This is a genomic window from Terribacillus saccharophilus (assembly GCF_000725365.1).
Lineage (GTDB): Bacteria > Bacillota > Bacilli > Bacillales > Amphibacillaceae > Terribacillus > Terribacillus saccharophilus.
In genome coordinates, this window is sequence record NZ_CP008876.1 from 3,427,061 (window position 1) to 3,443,793 (window position 16,733).

At 44.7% G+C, this 16,733-nt stretch carries 17 protein-coding genes and 1 other annotated feature; all 17 genes read left to right on the plus strand.

Features of this window, described 5'->3' with window-relative positions; all coding sequences use genetic code 11:
- Nucleotides 1-12 precede the first annotated feature (12 nt).
- A complete protein-coding gene (gene cysE, locus GZ22_RS17040) occupies nt 13-681 on the plus strand; it encodes a serine O-acetyltransferase (protein WP_038565116.1) in 669 nt (222 codons plus the stop codon).
- Nucleotides 662-2,062: a cysteine--tRNA ligase gene (gene cysS, locus GZ22_RS17045; protein WP_038565120.1), complete on the plus strand. Its 1,401-nt coding sequence runs from the start codon at nt 662-664 to the stop codon at nt 2,060-2,062. Before cysE ends, cysS begins: the two co-directional genes overlap by 20 nt.
- A gap of 3 nt (nt 2,063-2,065) precedes the next feature.
- On the plus strand, nt 2,066-2,470 hold the full coding sequence (locus GZ22_RS17050) for a Mini-ribonuclease 3 (protein ID WP_038565124.1): 405 nt from the start codon (nt 2,066-2,068) through the stop codon (nt 2,468-2,470).
- Entirely contained in the window at nt 2,460-3,203 is a 744-nt protein-coding gene (gene rlmB / locus GZ22_RS17055; RefSeq protein WP_038565126.1) for a 23S rRNA (guanosine(2251)-2'-O)-methyltransferase RlmB, read from the plus strand. The genes GZ22_RS17050 and rlmB overlap by 11 nt, the downstream gene beginning before the upstream one ends.
- 2 nt (nt 3,204-3,205) lie before the next feature.
- Nucleotides 3,206-3,715, plus strand: a complete 510-nt coding sequence (locus GZ22_RS17060) for an NYN domain-containing protein (RefSeq protein ID WP_038565129.1) — start codon at nt 3,206-3,208, stop codon at nt 3,713-3,715.
- An 86-nt stretch (nt 3,716-3,801) separates the two neighbouring features.
- Complete coding sequence (gene sigH, locus GZ22_RS17065) at nt 3,802-4,452, plus strand: RNA polymerase sporulation sigma factor SigH (protein WP_038565132.1); 651 nt, start codon at nt 3,802-3,804, stop codon at nt 4,450-4,452.
- Between the two features lie 71 nt (nt 4,453-4,523).
- Nucleotides 4,524-4,670, plus strand: coding sequence for a 50S ribosomal protein L33 (rpmG, locus tag GZ22_RS18335; protein ID WP_084160788.1), 147 nt, complete (start codon nt 4,524-4,526; stop codon nt 4,668-4,670).
- 38 nt (nt 4,671-4,708) lie between these two features.
- Nucleotides 4,709-4,885 (plus strand): preprotein translocase subunit SecE, encoded by a 177-nt coding sequence (secE, locus tag GZ22_RS17070; protein ID WP_038565135.1) that lies wholly within the window; start codon nt 4,709-4,711, stop codon nt 4,883-4,885.
- Between the two features lie 150 nt (nt 4,886-5,035).
- The gene (gene nusG / locus GZ22_RS17075; protein WP_038565138.1) at nt 5,036-5,569 is read left to right on the plus strand and encodes a transcription termination/antitermination protein NusG; all 534 of its coding nucleotides are present in this window, start codon (nt 5,036-5,038) and stop codon (nt 5,567-5,569) included.
- 164 nt (nt 5,570-5,733) lie between these two features.
- On the plus strand, nt 5,734-6,159 hold the full coding sequence (rplK, locus tag GZ22_RS17080) for a 50S ribosomal protein L11 (RefSeq protein ID WP_038565141.1): 426 nt from the start codon (nt 5,734-5,736) through the stop codon (nt 6,157-6,159).
- 165 nt (nt 6,160-6,324) lie between these two features.
- Nucleotides 6,325-7,017 carry a 50S ribosomal protein L1 gene (gene rplA / locus GZ22_RS17085; RefSeq protein WP_038565143.1) on the plus strand — a complete coding sequence of 231 codons (693 nt, stop codon included), beginning with the start codon at nt 6,325-6,327 and terminating at the stop codon, nt 7,015-7,017.
- A gap of 49 nt (nt 7,018-7,066) precedes the next feature.
- Nucleotides 7,067-7,211 (plus strand) — a sequence feature (ribosomal protein L10 leader region).
- Between the two features lie 39 nt (nt 7,212-7,250).
- On the plus strand, nt 7,251-7,751 hold the full coding sequence (rplJ, locus tag GZ22_RS17090) for a 50S ribosomal protein L10 (protein WP_038565146.1): 501 nt from the start codon (nt 7,251-7,253) through the stop codon (nt 7,749-7,751).
- A gap of 52 nt (nt 7,752-7,803) precedes the next feature.
- Nucleotides 7,804-8,166 carry a 50S ribosomal protein L7/L12 gene (gene rplL / locus GZ22_RS17095; RefSeq protein WP_038565148.1) on the plus strand — a complete coding sequence of 121 codons (363 nt, stop codon included), beginning with the start codon at nt 7,804-7,806 and terminating at the stop codon, nt 8,164-8,166.
- A 91-nt stretch (nt 8,167-8,257) separates the two neighbouring features.
- Entirely contained in the window at nt 8,258-8,860 is a 603-nt protein-coding gene (locus GZ22_RS17100) for a class I SAM-dependent methyltransferase (RefSeq protein ID WP_038565151.1), read from the plus strand.
- A 430-nt stretch (nt 8,861-9,290) separates the two neighbouring features.
- A complete protein-coding gene (locus tag GZ22_RS19030) occupies nt 9,291-9,422 on the plus strand; it encodes a hypothetical protein (RefSeq protein WP_281176664.1) in 132 nt (43 codons plus the stop codon).
- Nucleotides 9,423-9,487: 65 nt separating this feature from the next.
- Nucleotides 9,488-13,027, plus strand: coding sequence for a DNA-directed RNA polymerase subunit beta (rpoB, locus tag GZ22_RS17105; RefSeq protein ID WP_038565154.1), 3,540 nt, complete (start codon nt 9,488-9,490; stop codon nt 13,025-13,027).
- Nucleotides 13,028-13,084: 57 nt separating this feature from the next.
- A complete protein-coding gene (gene rpoC / locus GZ22_RS17110) occupies nt 13,085-16,696 on the plus strand; it encodes a DNA-directed RNA polymerase subunit beta' (protein WP_038565157.1) in 3,612 nt (1,203 codons plus the stop codon).
- The last annotated feature ends 37 nt before the right edge of the window (nt 16,697-16,733 follow it).

Below are 16,733 nucleotides of genomic sequence, written 5' to 3' on the forward strand. Positions count from 1 at the left end.
AGGAAGGGGAAAATGGGATTTTTTAAGATGCTGAAAGAGGATGTTATGGTAGTCTTCGACCAGGATCCAGCTGCTCGCTCTTATCTGGAAGTTATCCTAACGTATTCCGGCTTGCATGCCATTTGGGCACATCGAATTGCACACCAATTCTACAAGCATAAATTCTATTTCCTTGCCCGTGTTGTTTCACAAGTGAGCCGTTTCTTTACCGGTATCGAAATACATCCTGGAGCTACGATCGGCAGACGATTTTTCATCGATCATGGCATGGGTGTTGTCATAGGTGAAACGTGCGAAATCGGTGATAATGTAACGATCTTCCAGGGCGTGACTTTAGGGGGTACGGGGAAAGAAAAAGGCAAACGACATCCAACCGTCAAAGACAATGCACTAATCGCGACAGGAGCTAAAGTGTTAGGTTCGATTACGATTGGCGCAAACTCAAAGATAGGTGCAGGTTCTGTTGTCCTGCATGATGTTCCGGAGTGTTCGACTGTAGTCGGAATCCCTGGACGTGTCGTCATCAAAGACGGTGAACGTATTAGAAGAGATCTAAATCATCAGGATTTGCCGGACCCAGTTGCGGAGAAGCTAAGGAAAATGGATCTGGAAATTAAAGAATTACAGCGGGAATTAGCCGCAGCAAAAGGAGAGAAGCAGCATGTCGGTAAAAATTTATAACACATTGAGCCGTAAGAAGGAGCCATTCGTTCCGCTTGAAGAAGGAAAGGTAAGCATGTACGTTTGCGGCCCAACTGTTTATAACTATATTCATATAGGTAACGCAAGACCACCGATCGTATTTGATACAGTACGCCGCTATCTTGAATATCGCGGTTTTGATGTCACATATGTCATGAACTTCACAGATGTTGATGACAAAATCATCAATGCAGCGAAAGAGATGGGCGAAGATGTTTACGCGGTTGCAGAGAAATTCATCCAGGCTTATCAAGAAGATACATCTGCACTTGGAGTCAAAGAAGGTGCGCTCCACCCTCGTGTAACAGAGAGTATGGAAGAGATTATAGATTTTGTGCAAGGCTTGATCGATAAAGGGTATGCGTATGTATCCGAAGGTGACGTCTACTTCCGCACCCGTTCCTTTGATGGTTATGGTAAGTTGTCGCATCAGTCCATCGATGAATTGCGCTCAGGTGCACGCATCCGTGTTGGTGAGCAGAAGGACGATCCTCTTGATTTTGCTCTATGGAAAAATGCAAAGCCGGGAGAGATTTCTTGGGAAACGCCATGGGGCGAAGGGCGCCCGGGCTGGCACATCGAGTGCTCCGCGATGGTTAAAAAGCATCTTGGTGACACAATTGATATTCATGCAGGCGGAACTGATCTTACTTTCCCGCACCATGAAAATGAAATAGCTCAATCAGAGGCCCTTAATGGGAAGTCATTTGCGAACTATTGGATGCATAATGGGCACATCAACATTGATAACGAGAAAATGTCCAAGTCACTGGGAAACTTCATCCTTGCTCATGATTTGATCAAAAAGCATGATCCGCAAGTATTGCGATTCTTCATGCTAAGCGTTCATTACCGCAACCCAATCAATTTCACAGATGAATTATTGGAAAGCGCAAAGACTGGCTTGGCACGAATTAAAAATGCTTATGATAATCTGCAGCACAGAAAAGCAGCGAGCACAAATCAAGATAATAATGCGAATGGTGTAATGGAAACGATCCAGGAACTTAGAACTCGCTTCGAGGAAGAAATGGATGATGATTTCAACACTGCCAACGCTATTTCCGTTTTATTCGATTTAGCTAAAGAAGCAAATGTTTACTTGCAGCAGGAGCAAACATCCGAGCAGGTTATCGAAGCTTTTATAAAAGTATTCGAAGAGCTTGGCAGTGTACTTGGTATCAAATTCGCTGCAGAGGCAGAATTGCTGGATTATGAAATTGAAGGCTTGCTCACGCAGCGTGTGGAAGCCCGTAAGAATCGTGACTTCCAGGAAGCAGACCGAATTCGTGATTTGCTTAAGGAGAAAAATATCATCCTTGAGGATACATCGCAGGGTACGCGCTGGAAAAGAGGATAACTCATGGACGTGAAACAAATGAAAAGTCTGGCACTCGCTTATATGGGAGACGCTGTTTATGAGATCTATGTTCGCCGGCATCTCCTTCAAAAAGGAGAGGTAAAACCGAATCAGCTGCATCACGCAGCGGTCACCTTCGTTTCTGCAAAATCACAAGCTAAGGTGGTCCGGGATTGGCTTGAGCATGACATGCTGTCAGAGGAAGAACAGGCGGTCTTTCGGAGAGGGCGTAATGCCAAGTCCGGTACAGTGCCTAAAAATACGGATGTACAGACTTACAAATACAGCACAGGCTTTGAAGCACTTATTGGGTATCACTATCTGCTAGAAGATACAGATCGTCTGGAAACCCTTATACAAGCAGCTATCAAACATGTAGAAGGAAGGAGTCAGCAGCATGGCAGATGAATGGATAATCGGGAAAAACCCTGTAACGGAAGCATTGCGGTCTGGCCGTTCAATTAACAAAATCATGGTTTCGGAGCATTTGCAGCCAAAAACATGGCAGTCGATACAGGAACTTGCAAAAGCAAGCGGTACAATCGTACAGAAAGTACCGAAACGTAAATTAGATCAGTTGATCGAGGGAGCTCATCAAGGCATTGTTGCTTCGGTTGCAGCATATGAATACAGCTCAGTGGATGACCTATTCCGTGTAGCGGAGGAACGGGGAGAGCAGCCGTTCTTCATCATCCTTGATGAAATGGAGGATCCACACAATCTTGGATCCATACTGCGTACAGCAGATGCAGTCGGAGCTCATGGCGTTATCATTCCGAAGCGGCGTTCAGTCAGCCTGACAGCTACGGTAGCCAAGACGTCTGCAGGAGCTATCGAGTATATTCCTGTAGCCCGCGTGACGAATCTGGCGCAGACAATTGATCATTTGAAGGAACGGAATGTATGGGTTGCTGGTACGGCAGCAGAAGGTGCGATTGATTATCGCCGTCTGGATGCAGTCGGAGCAATTGCCCTTGTAATCGGAAATGAAGGAAAAGGTATCAGCAGACTTGTCCGGGAGAAATGTGATTGGACAGTCTCGCTTCCTATGCATGGTAAAGTCACTTCCCTTAATGCAAGTGTCGCGGCAAGTCTTCTCATGTATGAAGTAAACCGTCAGCGTCATCCTCTAGGGGAATAAGGATGGTCATATTAGTGGTCGATGGCTATAACGTCATCGGGGCATGGGAAGAACTGCATGCACTCCGCGATAAAGATTTTGAACAGTCCCGCCAGCTGCTGATTGAGAAGCTGGCCGAGTATCAGGCTTACACAGGTCATCGGGTAATTGTCGTATTCGATGCCTACCATGTGAGGGGATTGGAGAAAAAATACGAAAATTATAAAGTAGAAGTTCTTTATACAAAAGAAAAAGAGACCGCAGATGACCGTATCGAAAAACTGATTAAAACGTTGAAAAATGTCAAGACGCAAGTTTACGTTGCAACTTCTGATTATGCAGAACAGCGTACTATATTTGGGCAAGGGGCACTTCGTAAATCATCCAGAGAACTATATCTGGAGATAAAGCAAATCGAGCGGGAGATAGACCAGGAAATCAGGGAGTACAATACTCGACAATTTCCGCCAAAAATCCCCTTAAAACCCGAAGTGAGGGAAACACTCGAAGCATGGCGCAGAAGGAAGAAATAGCCAAAGTAGTATATTGACGGTTATTTAGACCGCCTGTATAATGACCCTATAAATTCGCGGTATATATGGTCAGGGGGAATCCTTAAGTGACAATTGTCAAACAGCGGACGGTAGGCCAGGATTACGCAGTGATGGAAGATAGTGTTCTTGTAGATTTAGTTAAAGCAGGTCATGTTGATGCCCTAGATTTTCTGATTAACAAGTATCGAAACTTTGTCAGAGCGAAAGCTCGTACGTATTTTCTGATTGGAGCCGACCGGGAAGACATTGTCCAGGAAGGGATGATTGGCCTTTACAAGGCCATTCGTGATTTTAATGGAGAGAAGCTCGCTTCCTTCAAAGCGTTTGCCGAACTTTGTGTAACCAGGCAGATTATTACAGCAATTAAGACGGCGACAAGACAGAAGCATATTCCGCTTAATTCTTATGTATCGTTGGACAAGCCAATCTATGATGAGGAATCCGATAGGACTCTGCTTGATATCATAGTCAGCTCCAAAGCAGGTGATCCGCAAGACGTCTTGATCAATCAAGAGCGGTTCCTTGATATGGAGGAGAAGATGGCACAGCTGCTCAGTGAACTAGAGAGACAGGTATTGGCTCTCTATCTGGACGGCAGATCTTATCAAGAGATTTCTGAGGAATTGAAGCGGCATGTCAAATCGATTGATAATGCCCTCCAGCGTGTAAAGCGAAAGCTTGAGCGATATCTAGAAATCAGTGAAGTAACGTTATAAGCTTCGTTGACAAGCCTTTTCATGCGTGCTACAGTAAAATTGTGTCAAAATACCCGAGAGGGTGGAGATTTTTGCGTAAATCAGTTACATTAGCGTGCTCGGAATGTTTGAGCCGTAATTATTCCACAGCAAAAAGTGGGAATCAATCAGAACGCTTAGAGACTAGGAAATTCTGCAAACGATGCGACAAGCATACTGTCCATCGGGAGACGAAATAGACAACAATGCCTGTCGGCGAGAGTTTGGGGGTAGTACCATGAATCCTGTTACGTTTTTGAAAAATGTATCTAAAGAGATGAAGAAGGTCAGTTGGCCAACCGGTAAAGAACTATATCGCTATACGATCGTGACAGTTTTAACAGTTGTGTTCGCTGCTATATTCTTCGGTTTAGTTGATTTAGGGATCTCTGAGATTTTAAATTTATTCTTTTGAATAATGCCCGCTGATATATGCTATAATGGTATTAAATATTGCTCGTAGAAAAAAACCCGTTCCGTACGGGTTTTTTAAATTGGTCTTTTTGCCCAGCATCGACAATAACTAAACCAAAGGGAGGGAAGGACAAGCGCTTGTCCTGAAATCATGGAAAAAAGATGGTATGTCGTACACACTTATTCTGGATATGAAAATAAAGTAAAGGCCAACCTTGAGAAAAGACTCGACTCCATGGGAATGGAAGATAAAATCTTCCGCGTCGTTGTTCCTGAGGATGAAGAGACAGAAATCAAGAACGGTAAACGTAAGACAGCGATGAAGAAAGTCTTCCCTGGTTACGTATTGACTGAAATGGTCATGACGGATGATTCCTGGTATGTTGTTCGTAATACACCGGGCGTAACTGGTTTCGTCGGATCCACCGGTTCAGGTTCCAAGCCGACACCGCTTTTGGAGGAAGAAGTCGAAGTAATCCTCAAACGTATGGGCATGGAAGAGACACTTACAGAATTCGATTTCGAAGAGAAGGAAAGTGTTCGTGTTACTGATGGACCGTTCAACGACTTTACTGGAACAATCGAAAATATCGACATGGATAAACAGAAAGTGAAAGTTCATGTTAATATGTTCGGGCGGGAAACTCCAGTTGAGCTTGATTTCTCCCAAATCGAAAAATTATAATCCGGTAATCGGAATTTATTTGGAAGCCCCTTGCATTGTTTATAGATAAATGCTAGAATCTTAATGTTAATGACTATAGTCTATAATATATAGCTATACAGACATGTTGAGTGGGAGGGTGAAAAACCCTATTACCACATCACGGACTTAAGGAGGTGTGTCTCGTGGCTAAAAAAGTAATCAAAGTTGTAAAATTGCAGATCCCTGCAGCTAAAGCGAATCCAGCTCCACCAGTTGGACCGGCACTAGGTCAGGCAGGTGTGAACATCATGGGATTCTGTAAGGAATTTAACGCCCGCACGCAAGAGCAAGCTGGCTTGATCATTCCAGTAGAAATCACGGTATTCGAAGACCGTTCATTTACATTCATCACTAAAACTCCGCCTGCTGCAGTCTTGCTTAAGAAAGCAGCTGGTATCGAATCAGGTTCAGGCGAACCGAACCGTAACAAAGTTGCTACAGTTAAACGCGATGTAGTAAAAGAGATTGCGGAATCTAAAATGCCTGACTTGAATGCTGCAAACGTTGAATCAGCAATGCGTATGGTTGAAGGTACTGCTCGCAGTATGGGAATTGTCATCGAAGACTAATTCTGATTCAATCATAGAAACTGACGAGGTTGCGTGAATGGAGTATACCATTTCGCAGCCTTTTTAAAAGCCGGCATTTCCCGGCTATCAGCGGACACTCGTCCGCTCCGCTTTAACAAGTGGGAGGTCCTACCGTTAAAACCACAATCCGAGGAGGAAAAGGAAATGGCTGTAAAAAGCAAAAAGAAACAAGAAGCACTTAAGCTTGTTGATCGTACGAACTTGTACGAAGTAAAAGAAGCTGTTGAGCTTGTCAAAAAGACAGCTACTGCTAAATTTGACGAAACAATCGAAGCTGCTTTCCGTTTGGGAGTAGACCCTAAGAAAGCTGACCAGCAAATTCGTGGAGCAATGGTATTGCCACACGGTACTGGTAAATCTCAACGCGTATTAGTATTCGCTAAAGGCGATAAAGCAAAAGAAGCGGAAGCTGCTGGCGCTGACTTCGTAGGCGAACAAGATCTAATCGCGAAAATCAACGGAGGCTGGTTCGATTTCGACGTTATCGTTGCAACTCCGGACATGATGGCTGAAGTTGGTAAATTGGGCCGCGTACTAGGACCAAAAGGTCTTATGCCTAACCCTAAAACTGGAACTGTTACATTTGACGTAGAAAAAGCTATCCAGGAAATCAAAGCTGGTAAAGTTGAGTACCGCGTTGACAAACAGTCCAACATCCATGTACCAATCGGTAAAGCTTCCTTCTCTGAAGAGAAATTGGAAGAAAACCTTGTTGCATTGATTGAACAACTTATTAAAGTTAAACCACAAGCTTCCAAAGGCCTTTACATGAAGAACGTAGCAATCGCTTCTACTATGGGTCCTGGAATCAAAGTTGACGTAGCACCATTCCGTTAATTGTCTGTTGACATCTAATTGGAAACACTATATAATCAACTGTGGTTAAAACCTAATAAACGTTATACCTAAGACAGCAGGTGCCCTAGGGCTTAATCTCCTGCCGAGGTGTGTGAGATATAAAGGCAGTCTGTTCCGACTGTTCCTTGTGATCATGCCTCCATGTCGAATGGAGGCATTTTTCATGTTAACTCCAGGTATAATGGTGAACAAGCTAACAGGAGGTGGAACATATGTCCAAGATCATCGAACAAAAGCAACAGGTTGTAACTGAAATCGCTGAGAAATTCCAAGCGAGCCAATCTACAATCGTAGTAGACTACCGTGGTCTTACTGTTTCTGAGGTGACTGAACTACGCAAACAGCTTCGTGAAGCTGGTGTGGATTTCAAAGTCTACAAAAACACATTGACTCGCCGTGCTACGGAAGTTGCTGGTTTGACAGAACTAGACGAGAACTTGACAGGCCCAACTGCTATTGCCTTCAGTAATGAAGATGTAATTGCTCCTGCTAAGATCTTGAACGACTTCGCGAAAAAGAACGAAGCACTAGAAATCAAAGCTGGTGTCATCCAAGGCAACGTGGCTTCTGTAGAACAAGTTAAAGAACTTGCAGATCTACCGAACTACGAAGGTTTGCTTTCTATGTTGCTTAGCGTGCTACAAGCACCAGTTCGCAACTTCGCTTACGCTGCGAAAGCAATCGCAGAACAAAAAGAAGAGCAAGGCGCTTAAGGCTGCCTGAGGCTTCAAAACAAAATAAAACATTCCCCAAGGAGGAAATATCATGTCTAAAGAGACAATCATTGAAGAGATTAAAGGTATGTCCGTTCTAGAATTGAACGATCTTGTTAAAGCTATCGAAGAAGAATTCGGCGTAACTGCTGCAGCTCCTGTAGCTGCTGCTGGTGGCGGTGCTGCTGAAGCTGCTGAAGAGCAAACTGAATTTGACGTTGTTCTTACAAGCGCTGGCGCTTCTAAAATCAAAGTTGTTAAAGCTGTACGCGAAGCAACTGGCCTAGGTCTTAAAGATGCTAAAGATCTTGTAGATAACGCTCCTGGAAACATCAAAGAAGGCGTTTCTAAAGCTGATGCTGAAGAACTTAAAGCTAAACTTGAAGAAGCTGGAGCTTCTGTAGAAGTTAAGTAATAAAAAGAAAGCTCGCCTTCGGGCGAGCTTTCCTTTTATCTATTCTCCATGGCAATCGTGAATGGATCCTGAATAAAGAAGGTGACCAATTATGTCGGATCATTATTATACCAATCAGCCGCAATCTAAAAGTGCTCCTACTACATGGCGATTCACTTTAAAAGGCAATGAACTTGTTTTCACTTCGGATACCGGGGTATTTTCCAAGAAAGAAGTGGATTTCGGTTCCAGGATTTTGATTGATGTCTTCAGGGAGCCTGAAATAGAAGGGGACATACTGGATCTTGGCTGTGGATATGGACCGATCGGCATTTCATTTGCGAAAGCATTCGCAAATCGCGCGATTGTGATGAGTGACGTCAATGAGCGCGCAGTATCACTTGCGAAACAGAATGCTGAGGCGAATGGAGCAGATAACACGCATTTTTATGTGAGTGATCGCTTAACCGCTTATTCGGACCGGAAGTTCGCGGCAATTGCTACTAACCCTCCAATCCGAGCAGGCAAGAAGGTTGTACATCAGTTATTTGAAGAAAGTTACCAAGCGCTGCTTCCTCAAGGAGAGCTCTGGGTTGTTATTCAAAAGAAACAAGGTGCCCCATCTGCTCAGGAAAAATTGAATCAGCTATTCGGCTCGTGTGAAATCGTCAAGAAGGAAAAAGGCTATTATATTCTAGTAGCCAAAAAAGATTGACTCGCATAAAAGCTTGTGGTAGTATTGTAAAATGCCAATAGATAACGATACTCGGAGAAGATTATAATTTTCTTAGAGAATCGTGTTTAAACTGTCGGCCGCTTGGCAAGACTGCTATCATTATTATGTTTTTGCCTTCGTCGATTTTATCTAAATATGTATGATCAGGGTTATGTCGCCATTCGGAGGAGCTAGCAAGCTGAATTTTTAACGGTTTTTATGTAAAAACCTTTTTCGTTTTTAGCTTGAAGGCGGCGCAGGAAGGACAATAGGAGAGTTACGCTGTTGGAACTATACCACTTTCTGATTTTTGTTAAACAGGAAGGGAAGCCCGTTTCATTACAACATTCACATCACATTCGTATTTATGCGAATGCTTTTCTATGTAAACAGAAGATGTGAACAATGCAAATATTGTGGCGATTCATTTATGTTAGCTACAATATATAATTTATTGCCTGGAAAGTCAATCGGCATTCCGGCAATTCAGGCAGACCTTTATCCGAAAAAGGTTGGTCAAGTGAGAGACTCACAGCAGGAGATTTCTGCTGCAGGATGTTGATTTACTGCAGTCTACGGATTGCAGCTTGAATACATTACTAATGTTTGATTTGAGGGGTGAAGCTGTTGACAGGTCAAGTAGTTCAGTATGGACGACACCGCCAGCGCAGAAGCTATGCACGTATTAGTGAAGTGCTAGAGTTACCGAATCTTATCGAGATTCAAACCGCTTCTTATGAATGGTTCTTAGAAGAAGGATTACGAGAGATGTTCCAGGATATTTCCCCGATCGAGGATTTCGCGGGTAATTTATCGCTGGAATTTGTCGACTATAGCCTTGGCGAACCGAAATATCCAGTAGATGAAGCAAAAGAAAGAGACGTTACCTATAACGCTCCGCTTCGTGTTAAAGTCCGTTTATTGAATAACGAGACAGGCGAAGTAAAAGAACAGGAAGTATTCATGGGTGACTTCCCATTGATGACAGATACAGGAACGTTCATCATCAACGGTGCTGAACGCGTTATCGTATCACAGCTTGTTCGTTCCCCTAGTGTTTATTTCAGTGAGAAATTCGACAAGAACGGAAAACGTGGCCATACGGCAACTGTTATTCCGAACCGTGGTGCATGGCTTGAGTTCGAAACGGATGCGAAGGATGTAGTCCACGTCCGTATCGACCGTACGCGTAAGCTTCCTATCACTGTCCTGCTTCGCGCGCTTGGATTCGGAAGTGATCAGGAAATCATCGATTTGATCGGTGAAAACGAGTACTTGCGTAACACATTGGAGAAAGATAACACGGAAACTACTGAAAAAGCATTGCTTGAAATCTACGAGCGTCTTCGTCCAGGAGAGCCGCCTACTGTAGAGAACGCGAAAAGCTTGCTTGTTTCCCGTTTCTTCGATCCAAAACGCTATGACCTAGCACATGTAGGCCGCTACAAAATGAACAAAAAGCTTCATATTAAAAACCGTTTGTTCAACCAAACATTGGCACAGCCAATCGTTGATGAAGAGACTGGTGAAGTTCTTGCACAAAAAGGCGACAAGTTAGATCGTCGTCTGCTTGATAAGATTCTTCCTTATCTTGACGGTTCAAACGGCAAGTTCGGCGAGAATATTTTGGAGCCGCATGATGGCGTAGTACAAGATCAAATCGTCGTGCAAACAATTAAAATTGTCGACCCAACTGATCCAGAAGGCGAACGTACACTAAGTGTCACTGGTAATGCTACAGTAGATGACAGTGTGAAGAATCTGGACCCTGCCGATATTGTGGCAGCAGTCAGCTACTTTTTTAACCTATTGTATGAAGTTGGCGACACAGATGACATCGATCACCTTGGTAACAGAAGATTACGTTCTGTAGGTGAATTGCTGCAAAACCAATTCCGTATTGGTCTATCCCGTATGGAACGTGTGGTACGTGAGCGTATGTCTATTCAGGATACGTCAGCTATCACGCCGCAGCAGCTGATCAATATCCGACCAGTGATTGCATCTATTAAAGAATTCTTCGGAAGCTCCCAGCTTTCTCAGTTCATGGACCAGACAAACCCGCTTGGTGAATTGACGCATAAACGTCGTCTTTCTGCTTTGGGACCTGGTGGTTTGACTCGGGAACGTGCTGGCTTTGAAGTGCGTGACGTACACTACTCCCACTATGGAAGAATGTGTCCGATCGAAACGCCAGAGGGTCCGAACATTGGTTTGATCAACTCCCTTTCAACATATGCGAAAGTGAACAAATTCGGTTTCATCGAGACACCTTACCGTCGCGTTGATCCGGAGACGAACCTTGTAACGGAACATATTGATTACCTTACTGCTGATGAGCAGGATAACTATGTTATCGCACAGGCAAACTCTCCGCTAACAGAAGATGGCGGCTTCGCAAACGAAGAAGTCGTTGCTCGTTTCCGTGAGGAGAACACAATCGTAGCTCGTGAACGTATCGATTACATGGACGTATCACCGAAGCAGGTTGTATCTGCTGCGACAGCATGTATCCCGTTCTTGGAAAACGATGACTCCAACCGTGCATTGATGGGTGCGAACATGCAGCGACAAGCAGTTCCGTTGATGCAGCCAGAAGCACCAATCGTAGGTACTGGTATGGAATATGTATCCGGAAAAGACTCCGGTGCAGCTGTTATCTGCCGCGCAGAAGGTATTGTAGAGCGCGTTGAAGCAAAAGAAATCATTGTACGCCGTGTAACTGAAGTAGGCGGCAGTGAAGTGAAAGGCGATACAGATCGTTATCGTCTGCAGAAATTCAATCGTTCCAACCAAGGAACTTGCTATAACCAGCGTCCGATCGTCAGCGTAGGCGACCGTGTGACAAAAGGTGAAATCCTTGCTGATGGACCTTCCATGCAGGATGGAGAGCTTGCACTTGGACGTAACGTTCTTGTTGCCTTCATGACATGGGAAGGTTACAACTACGAGGATGCTATCATCATGAGCGAACGCCTTGTGAAAGATGATGTTTACACATCTATCCATATCGAGGAATATGAGTCTGAAGCACGTGATACGAAGCTAGGACCAGAAGAAATCACACGCGATATCCCTAACGTAGGGGAAGACGCACTGAAGAACCTTGACGAGCGTGGAATCATCCGTGTTGGTGCCGAAGTTTCCGATGGTGATTTGCTTGTTGGTAAAGTAACGCCTAAAGGTGTAACTGAGCTATCAGCAGAAGAACGTCTATTGCATGCGATCTTCGGTGAGAAGGCTCGTGAAGTCCGTGATACTTCTCTTCGTGTACCTCATGGTGCCGGCGGTATCGTATTGGATGTTAAGATCTTCAACCGTGAAGATGGCGATGAATTACCACCAGGCGTAAACCAGCTTGTACGTGCTTATATCGTTCAGAAACGTAAGATTTCTGAAGGGGATAAGATGGCTGGACGTCACGGTAACAAAGGGGTTATCTCTAAGATACTTCCAGAAGAAGATATGCCATTCATGCCAGATGGCACACCAGTTGATATCATGCTTAACCCACTAGGGGTACCATCTCGTATGAATATCGGACAGGTGTTTGAGCTTCACTTAGGTATGGCAGCTCGTGCGCTGGGCATCCACGTTGCAACACCAGTATTTGATGGTGCGCGTGAGGAAGATGTTTGGGAAACGCTCGAAGAAGCTGGTATGCCGCGTGACGCGAAGACAGTTCTTTATGATGGAAGATCCGGTGAACCATTCGATAACCGTGTTTCTGTCGGTGTATCGTACATGATCAAGCTTGCGCACATGGTTGATGACAAGCTGCATGCACGTTCTACAGGTCCATATTCACTAGTAACGCAGCAGCCGCTTGGTGGTAAAGCACAATTCGGTGGACAGCGTTTCGGTGAGATGGAGGTTTGGGCACTTGAAGCTTATGGTGCGGCATATACTTTGCAAGAGATTCTTACAGTTAAGTCCGATGACGTTGTTGGTCGTGTGAAGACTTATGAAGCTATTGTTAAAGGTGATAATGTACCAGAACCAGGTGTACCAGAATCATTCAAAGTATTAATCAAAGAGCTTCAGAGTCTTGGTATGGATGTTAAAATCCTCAACGGTGAAGAAGAAGAAGTAGAATTAAGAGAACTCGAAGATGAAGACGAGACGCAAGCACCTGACCGCATCAATCTTGATGTACAGGAAGGCTAAGGCGGCACAACATCGACTGCATAGCAGTAACGGGATACTAAAAGGGAGGTAGGCCCCTTGATAGATGTAAATAATTTTGAGTTTATGAAAATAGGTTTGGCTTCACCTGATAAGATTCGTTCATGGTCTTACGGAGAAGTTAAAAAGCCAGAAACGATCAACTACCGTACGTTAAAGCCTGAAAAAGACGGTTTGTTCTGTGAGCGCATCTTCGGTCCGCAAAAAGACTGGGAATGTCATTGCGGTAAATACAAACGCGTTCGTTATAAAGGCGTTGTATGTGATCGTTGCGGCGTAGAAGTTACCAAAGCCAAAGTACGCCGTGAGCGTATGGGACACATCGAGCTAGCAGCTCCTGTGTCTCACATTTGGTACTTCAAAGGTATTCCGAGTCGTATGGGTCTTGTACTGGATATGTCTCCTCGTGCGTTGGAAGAAGTTATCTACTTCGCAGCGTACATCGTGACAGATGCTGGTGATACAGCACTTGAGAAGAAGCAGCTTCTTTCTGAGAAAGAATATCGCCTCTATCGTGAAAAATACGGTAATACGTTCCAAGCTCAAATGGGTGCGGAAGCAATTCGTAAACTTCTTCAAGATATCGAATTGGAGAAAGAAGTGGAAGCACTTCGCGAAGAATTGAAAACAGCACAAGGTCAGCGCAGAACGCGTGCGATCAAGCGCTTGGAAGTAATGGAAGCATTCCGTCACTCTGGAAACGAACCTTCTTGGATGGTGTTGGATGTACTTCCAATCATTCCTCCTGAGCTTCGTCCAATGGTACAGCTTGATGGTGGACGTTTCGCTACATCTGACTTGAATGATCTTTATCGTCGAGTGATCAACCGGAACAACCGTCTGAAACGCTTGCTTGACCTTGGTGCACCTAGCATCATCGTACAAAACGAAAAACGTATGCTTCAGGAAGCTGTTGATGCGTTAATCGATAACGGTCGTCGCGGTCGTCCTGTTACAGGTCCTGGTAACCGTCCATTGAAATCTCTTTCTCACATGCTGAAAGGTAAACAAGGACGTTTCCGTCAGAACTTGCTTGGTAAACGGGTAGACTATTCCGGACGTTCCGTAATCGTCGTAGGTCCGCATTTGAAGATGTATCAGTGTGGTCTTCCGAAAGAAATGGCGCTTGAGCTATTCAAACCATTCATCATGAAAGAATTGGTGGAAAAAGGCCTTGCTCATAACATCAAATCTGCAAAACGGAAAATCGAACGTCTGCATCCGGAAATCTGGGATGTGCTTGAAGAAGTAATCCGTGAGCATCCGGTACTCTTAAACCGTGCACCTACGCTTCACCGCCTAGGTATCCAGGCATTCGAACCGACATTGGTAGAAGGTCGCGCAATCCGTCTTCACCCGCTAGTATGTACAGCTTATAACGCTGACTTCGATGGTGACCAGATGGCTGTCCACGTTCCTTTATCAGCAGAAGCACAGGCAGAGGCTCGTATCCTTATGCTTGCTGCACAAAACATCTTGAACCCGAAAGACGGTAAACCAGTCGTAACTCCATCTCAGGATATGGTACTAGGTAACTACTACCTTACACTTGAGCGTGAAGATGCTATCGGCGAAGGTAAAGTCTTCAAAGATGTAAACGAAGCAATGCTTGCTTATCAGAACGGTTATGTACATTTGCACACTCGTGTAGCAGTAGATGCCGGTTCATTGAACAATGAAACATTCACAGAAGAACAGAAAAACCAAATCCTGCTTACAACAGTAGGTAAACTTATCTTCAATACAATCTTGCCGAGCTCGTTCCCTTACATGAACGAACCGACTCGTGAGAACTTAGAAGAAAAAACACCTGCTCACTACTTCGTTGAGAAGGGTGCGAATATCAAAGAGGAGATCGCAAAACGCGACATTATCTCCCCGTTCAAGAAAGGCTTCCTGGGCGACATCATTGCAGAAGTGTTCAAACGCTTCAAGATCAGTGAAACGTCCAAAATGCTTGACCGCATGAAGGATCTTGGATTCAGTTATTCCACTAAAGCAGGTATTACGGTTGGTATCTCTGATATCGTCGTATTGAAAGAGAAAACAGAGATTCTTGATGAAGCACAATCCCGCGTGGATAAAGTGTTGAAACAGTTCCGTCGTGGTTTGATTACGGAAGAAGAGCGATATGACCGTGTTATCTCTATCTGGTCTAAAGCGAAGGATGATATTCAGGAGCGCCTGATGAAATCCTTGAGCAACCGTAACCCTATCTTCATGATGAGTGATTCCGGTGCCCGTGGTAACGCATCTAACTTCACTCAGCTTGCTGGTATGCGTGGTCTAATGGCCAACCCGGCTGGACGAATCATCGAGTTGCCGATCAAGTCCAGTTTCCGTGAGGGTCTGACAGTACTCGAGTACTTCATCTCTACACACGGTGCGCGTAAAGGTCTTGCCGATACAGCACTGAAAACTGCCGATTCCGGTTACTTGACTCGTCGTCTTGTTGACGTAGCACAGGATGTTATCATCCGTGAAGAAGATTGTGGTACTGACCGCAGCCTAAGAGTCCGTGCCCTGACTGAAGGAACTGAAATGATCGAGCCTTTGTATGACCGCCTTGTAGGACGTACAGCGTTCGAGAATGTCAAACATCCTGAAACAGGTGATGTAATCGTTGCTAAGAACGAATTGATTGGCGAAGATACAGCAAGACTAATCGTAGATGCTGGTATCGAAGAAGTGGCGATCCGTACTGTCTTCACATGTAACACGAAGCATGGTGCATGTAAGAAATGTTACGGCCGTAACCTTGCAACTGGCAGTGACGTCGAAGTCGGCGAAGCAGTCGGTATCATCGCTGCACAATCCATCGGTGAACCAGGAACACAGCTTACAATGCGTACGTTCCACACAGGTGGGGTAGCCGGTGACGATATCACACAAGGTTTGCCGCGTATCCAGGAGTTGTTCGAGGCGCGTAACCCTAAAGGTCAAGCTGTCATCTCCGAGATCAAAGGTACAGTTATTGAAGTAAATGATGTTAAAGAGAAACAAGAAGTTACGATTCAAGGTACAGTTGAAACGAAGACTTACACAGCTCCTTATGGTGCACGCTTGCGTGTTGCAGAAGGTGACGCAATCGAAGCTGGTCAAGAGCTGACAGAGGGTTCTGTAGATCCGAAAGAACTTCTTCGAGTTCGTGGTGTAGCTGGCGTTCAGCAGTATCTATTAAAAGAAGTGCAGAAAGTATACCGTATGCAAGGGGTAGAAATCGGCGATAAACACGTTGAAGTAATGGTTCGCCAGATGCTTCGTAAAGTACGTGTTATCGATTCTGGTCAAACAGATGTATTGCCAGGTTCACTTCTTGAGATCCATCAATTCCGGGAAGCAAACCGTGAAGTACTAAGAGAAGGCTTCCAGCCAGCAAGTGGTAAACCAGTATTGCTTGGTATTACGAAAGCTTCTCTAGAAACGGATTCCTTCTTGTCTGCCGCTTCCTTCCAGGAAACAACTCGTGTCCTTACCGATGCAGCTATCAAAGGTAAGCGCGATGAACTTCTCGGCTTGAAAGAGAATGTTATCATTGGTAAGCTTGTTCCTGCTGGTACTGGTATGCCGCAGTATCGCAAAATCAAAGCGAAACTTGATACACCTGAAGAAGTAACAGAAGGTCAGGAAATCGAATCTGTAACACCATAACGGTGACCCTAATACACAAGGAAACAAAATAATTTGT

Bases quoted from the DNA above. Each gene is read 5' to 3' on its own strand.
- cysE (WP_038565116.1), top strand. From the start codon at position 13: ATGGGATTTTTTAAGATGCTGAAAGAGGATGTTATGGTAGTCTTCGAC.
- cysS (WP_038565120.1), top strand. From the start codon at position 662: ATGTCGGTAAAAATTTATAACACATTGAGCCGTAAGAAGGAGCCATTC.
- GZ22_RS17050 (WP_038565124.1), top strand. From the start codon at position 2,066: ATGGACGTGAAACAAATGAAAAGTCTGGCACTCGCTTATATGGGAGAC.
- rlmB (WP_038565126.1), top strand. From the start codon at position 2,460: ATGGCAGATGAATGGATAATCGGGAAAAACCCTGTAACGGAAGCATTG.
- GZ22_RS17060 (WP_038565129.1), top strand. From the start codon at position 3,206: ATGGTCATATTAGTGGTCGATGGCTATAACGTCATCGGGGCATGGGAA.
- secE (WP_038565135.1), top strand. From the start codon at position 4,709: ATGAATCCTGTTACGTTTTTGAAAAATGTATCTAAAGAGATGAAGAAG.
- nusG (WP_038565138.1), top strand. From the start codon at position 5,036: ATGGAAAAAAGATGGTATGTCGTACACACTTATTCTGGATATGAAAAT.
- rplA (WP_038565143.1), top strand. From the start codon at position 6,325: ATGGCTGTAAAAAGCAAAAAGAAACAAGAAGCACTTAAGCTTGTTGAT.
- rplJ (WP_038565146.1), top strand. From the start codon at position 7,251: ATGTCCAAGATCATCGAACAAAAGCAACAGGTTGTAACTGAAATCGCT.
- rplL (WP_038565148.1), top strand. From the start codon at position 7,804: ATGTCTAAAGAGACAATCATTGAAGAGATTAAAGGTATGTCCGTTCTA.
- GZ22_RS17100 (WP_038565151.1), top strand. From the start codon at position 8,258: ATGTCGGATCATTATTATACCAATCAGCCGCAATCTAAAAGTGCTCCT.
- GZ22_RS19030 (WP_281176664.1), top strand. From the start codon at position 9,291: ATGTTAGCTACAATATATAATTTATTGCCTGGAAAGTCAATCGGCATT.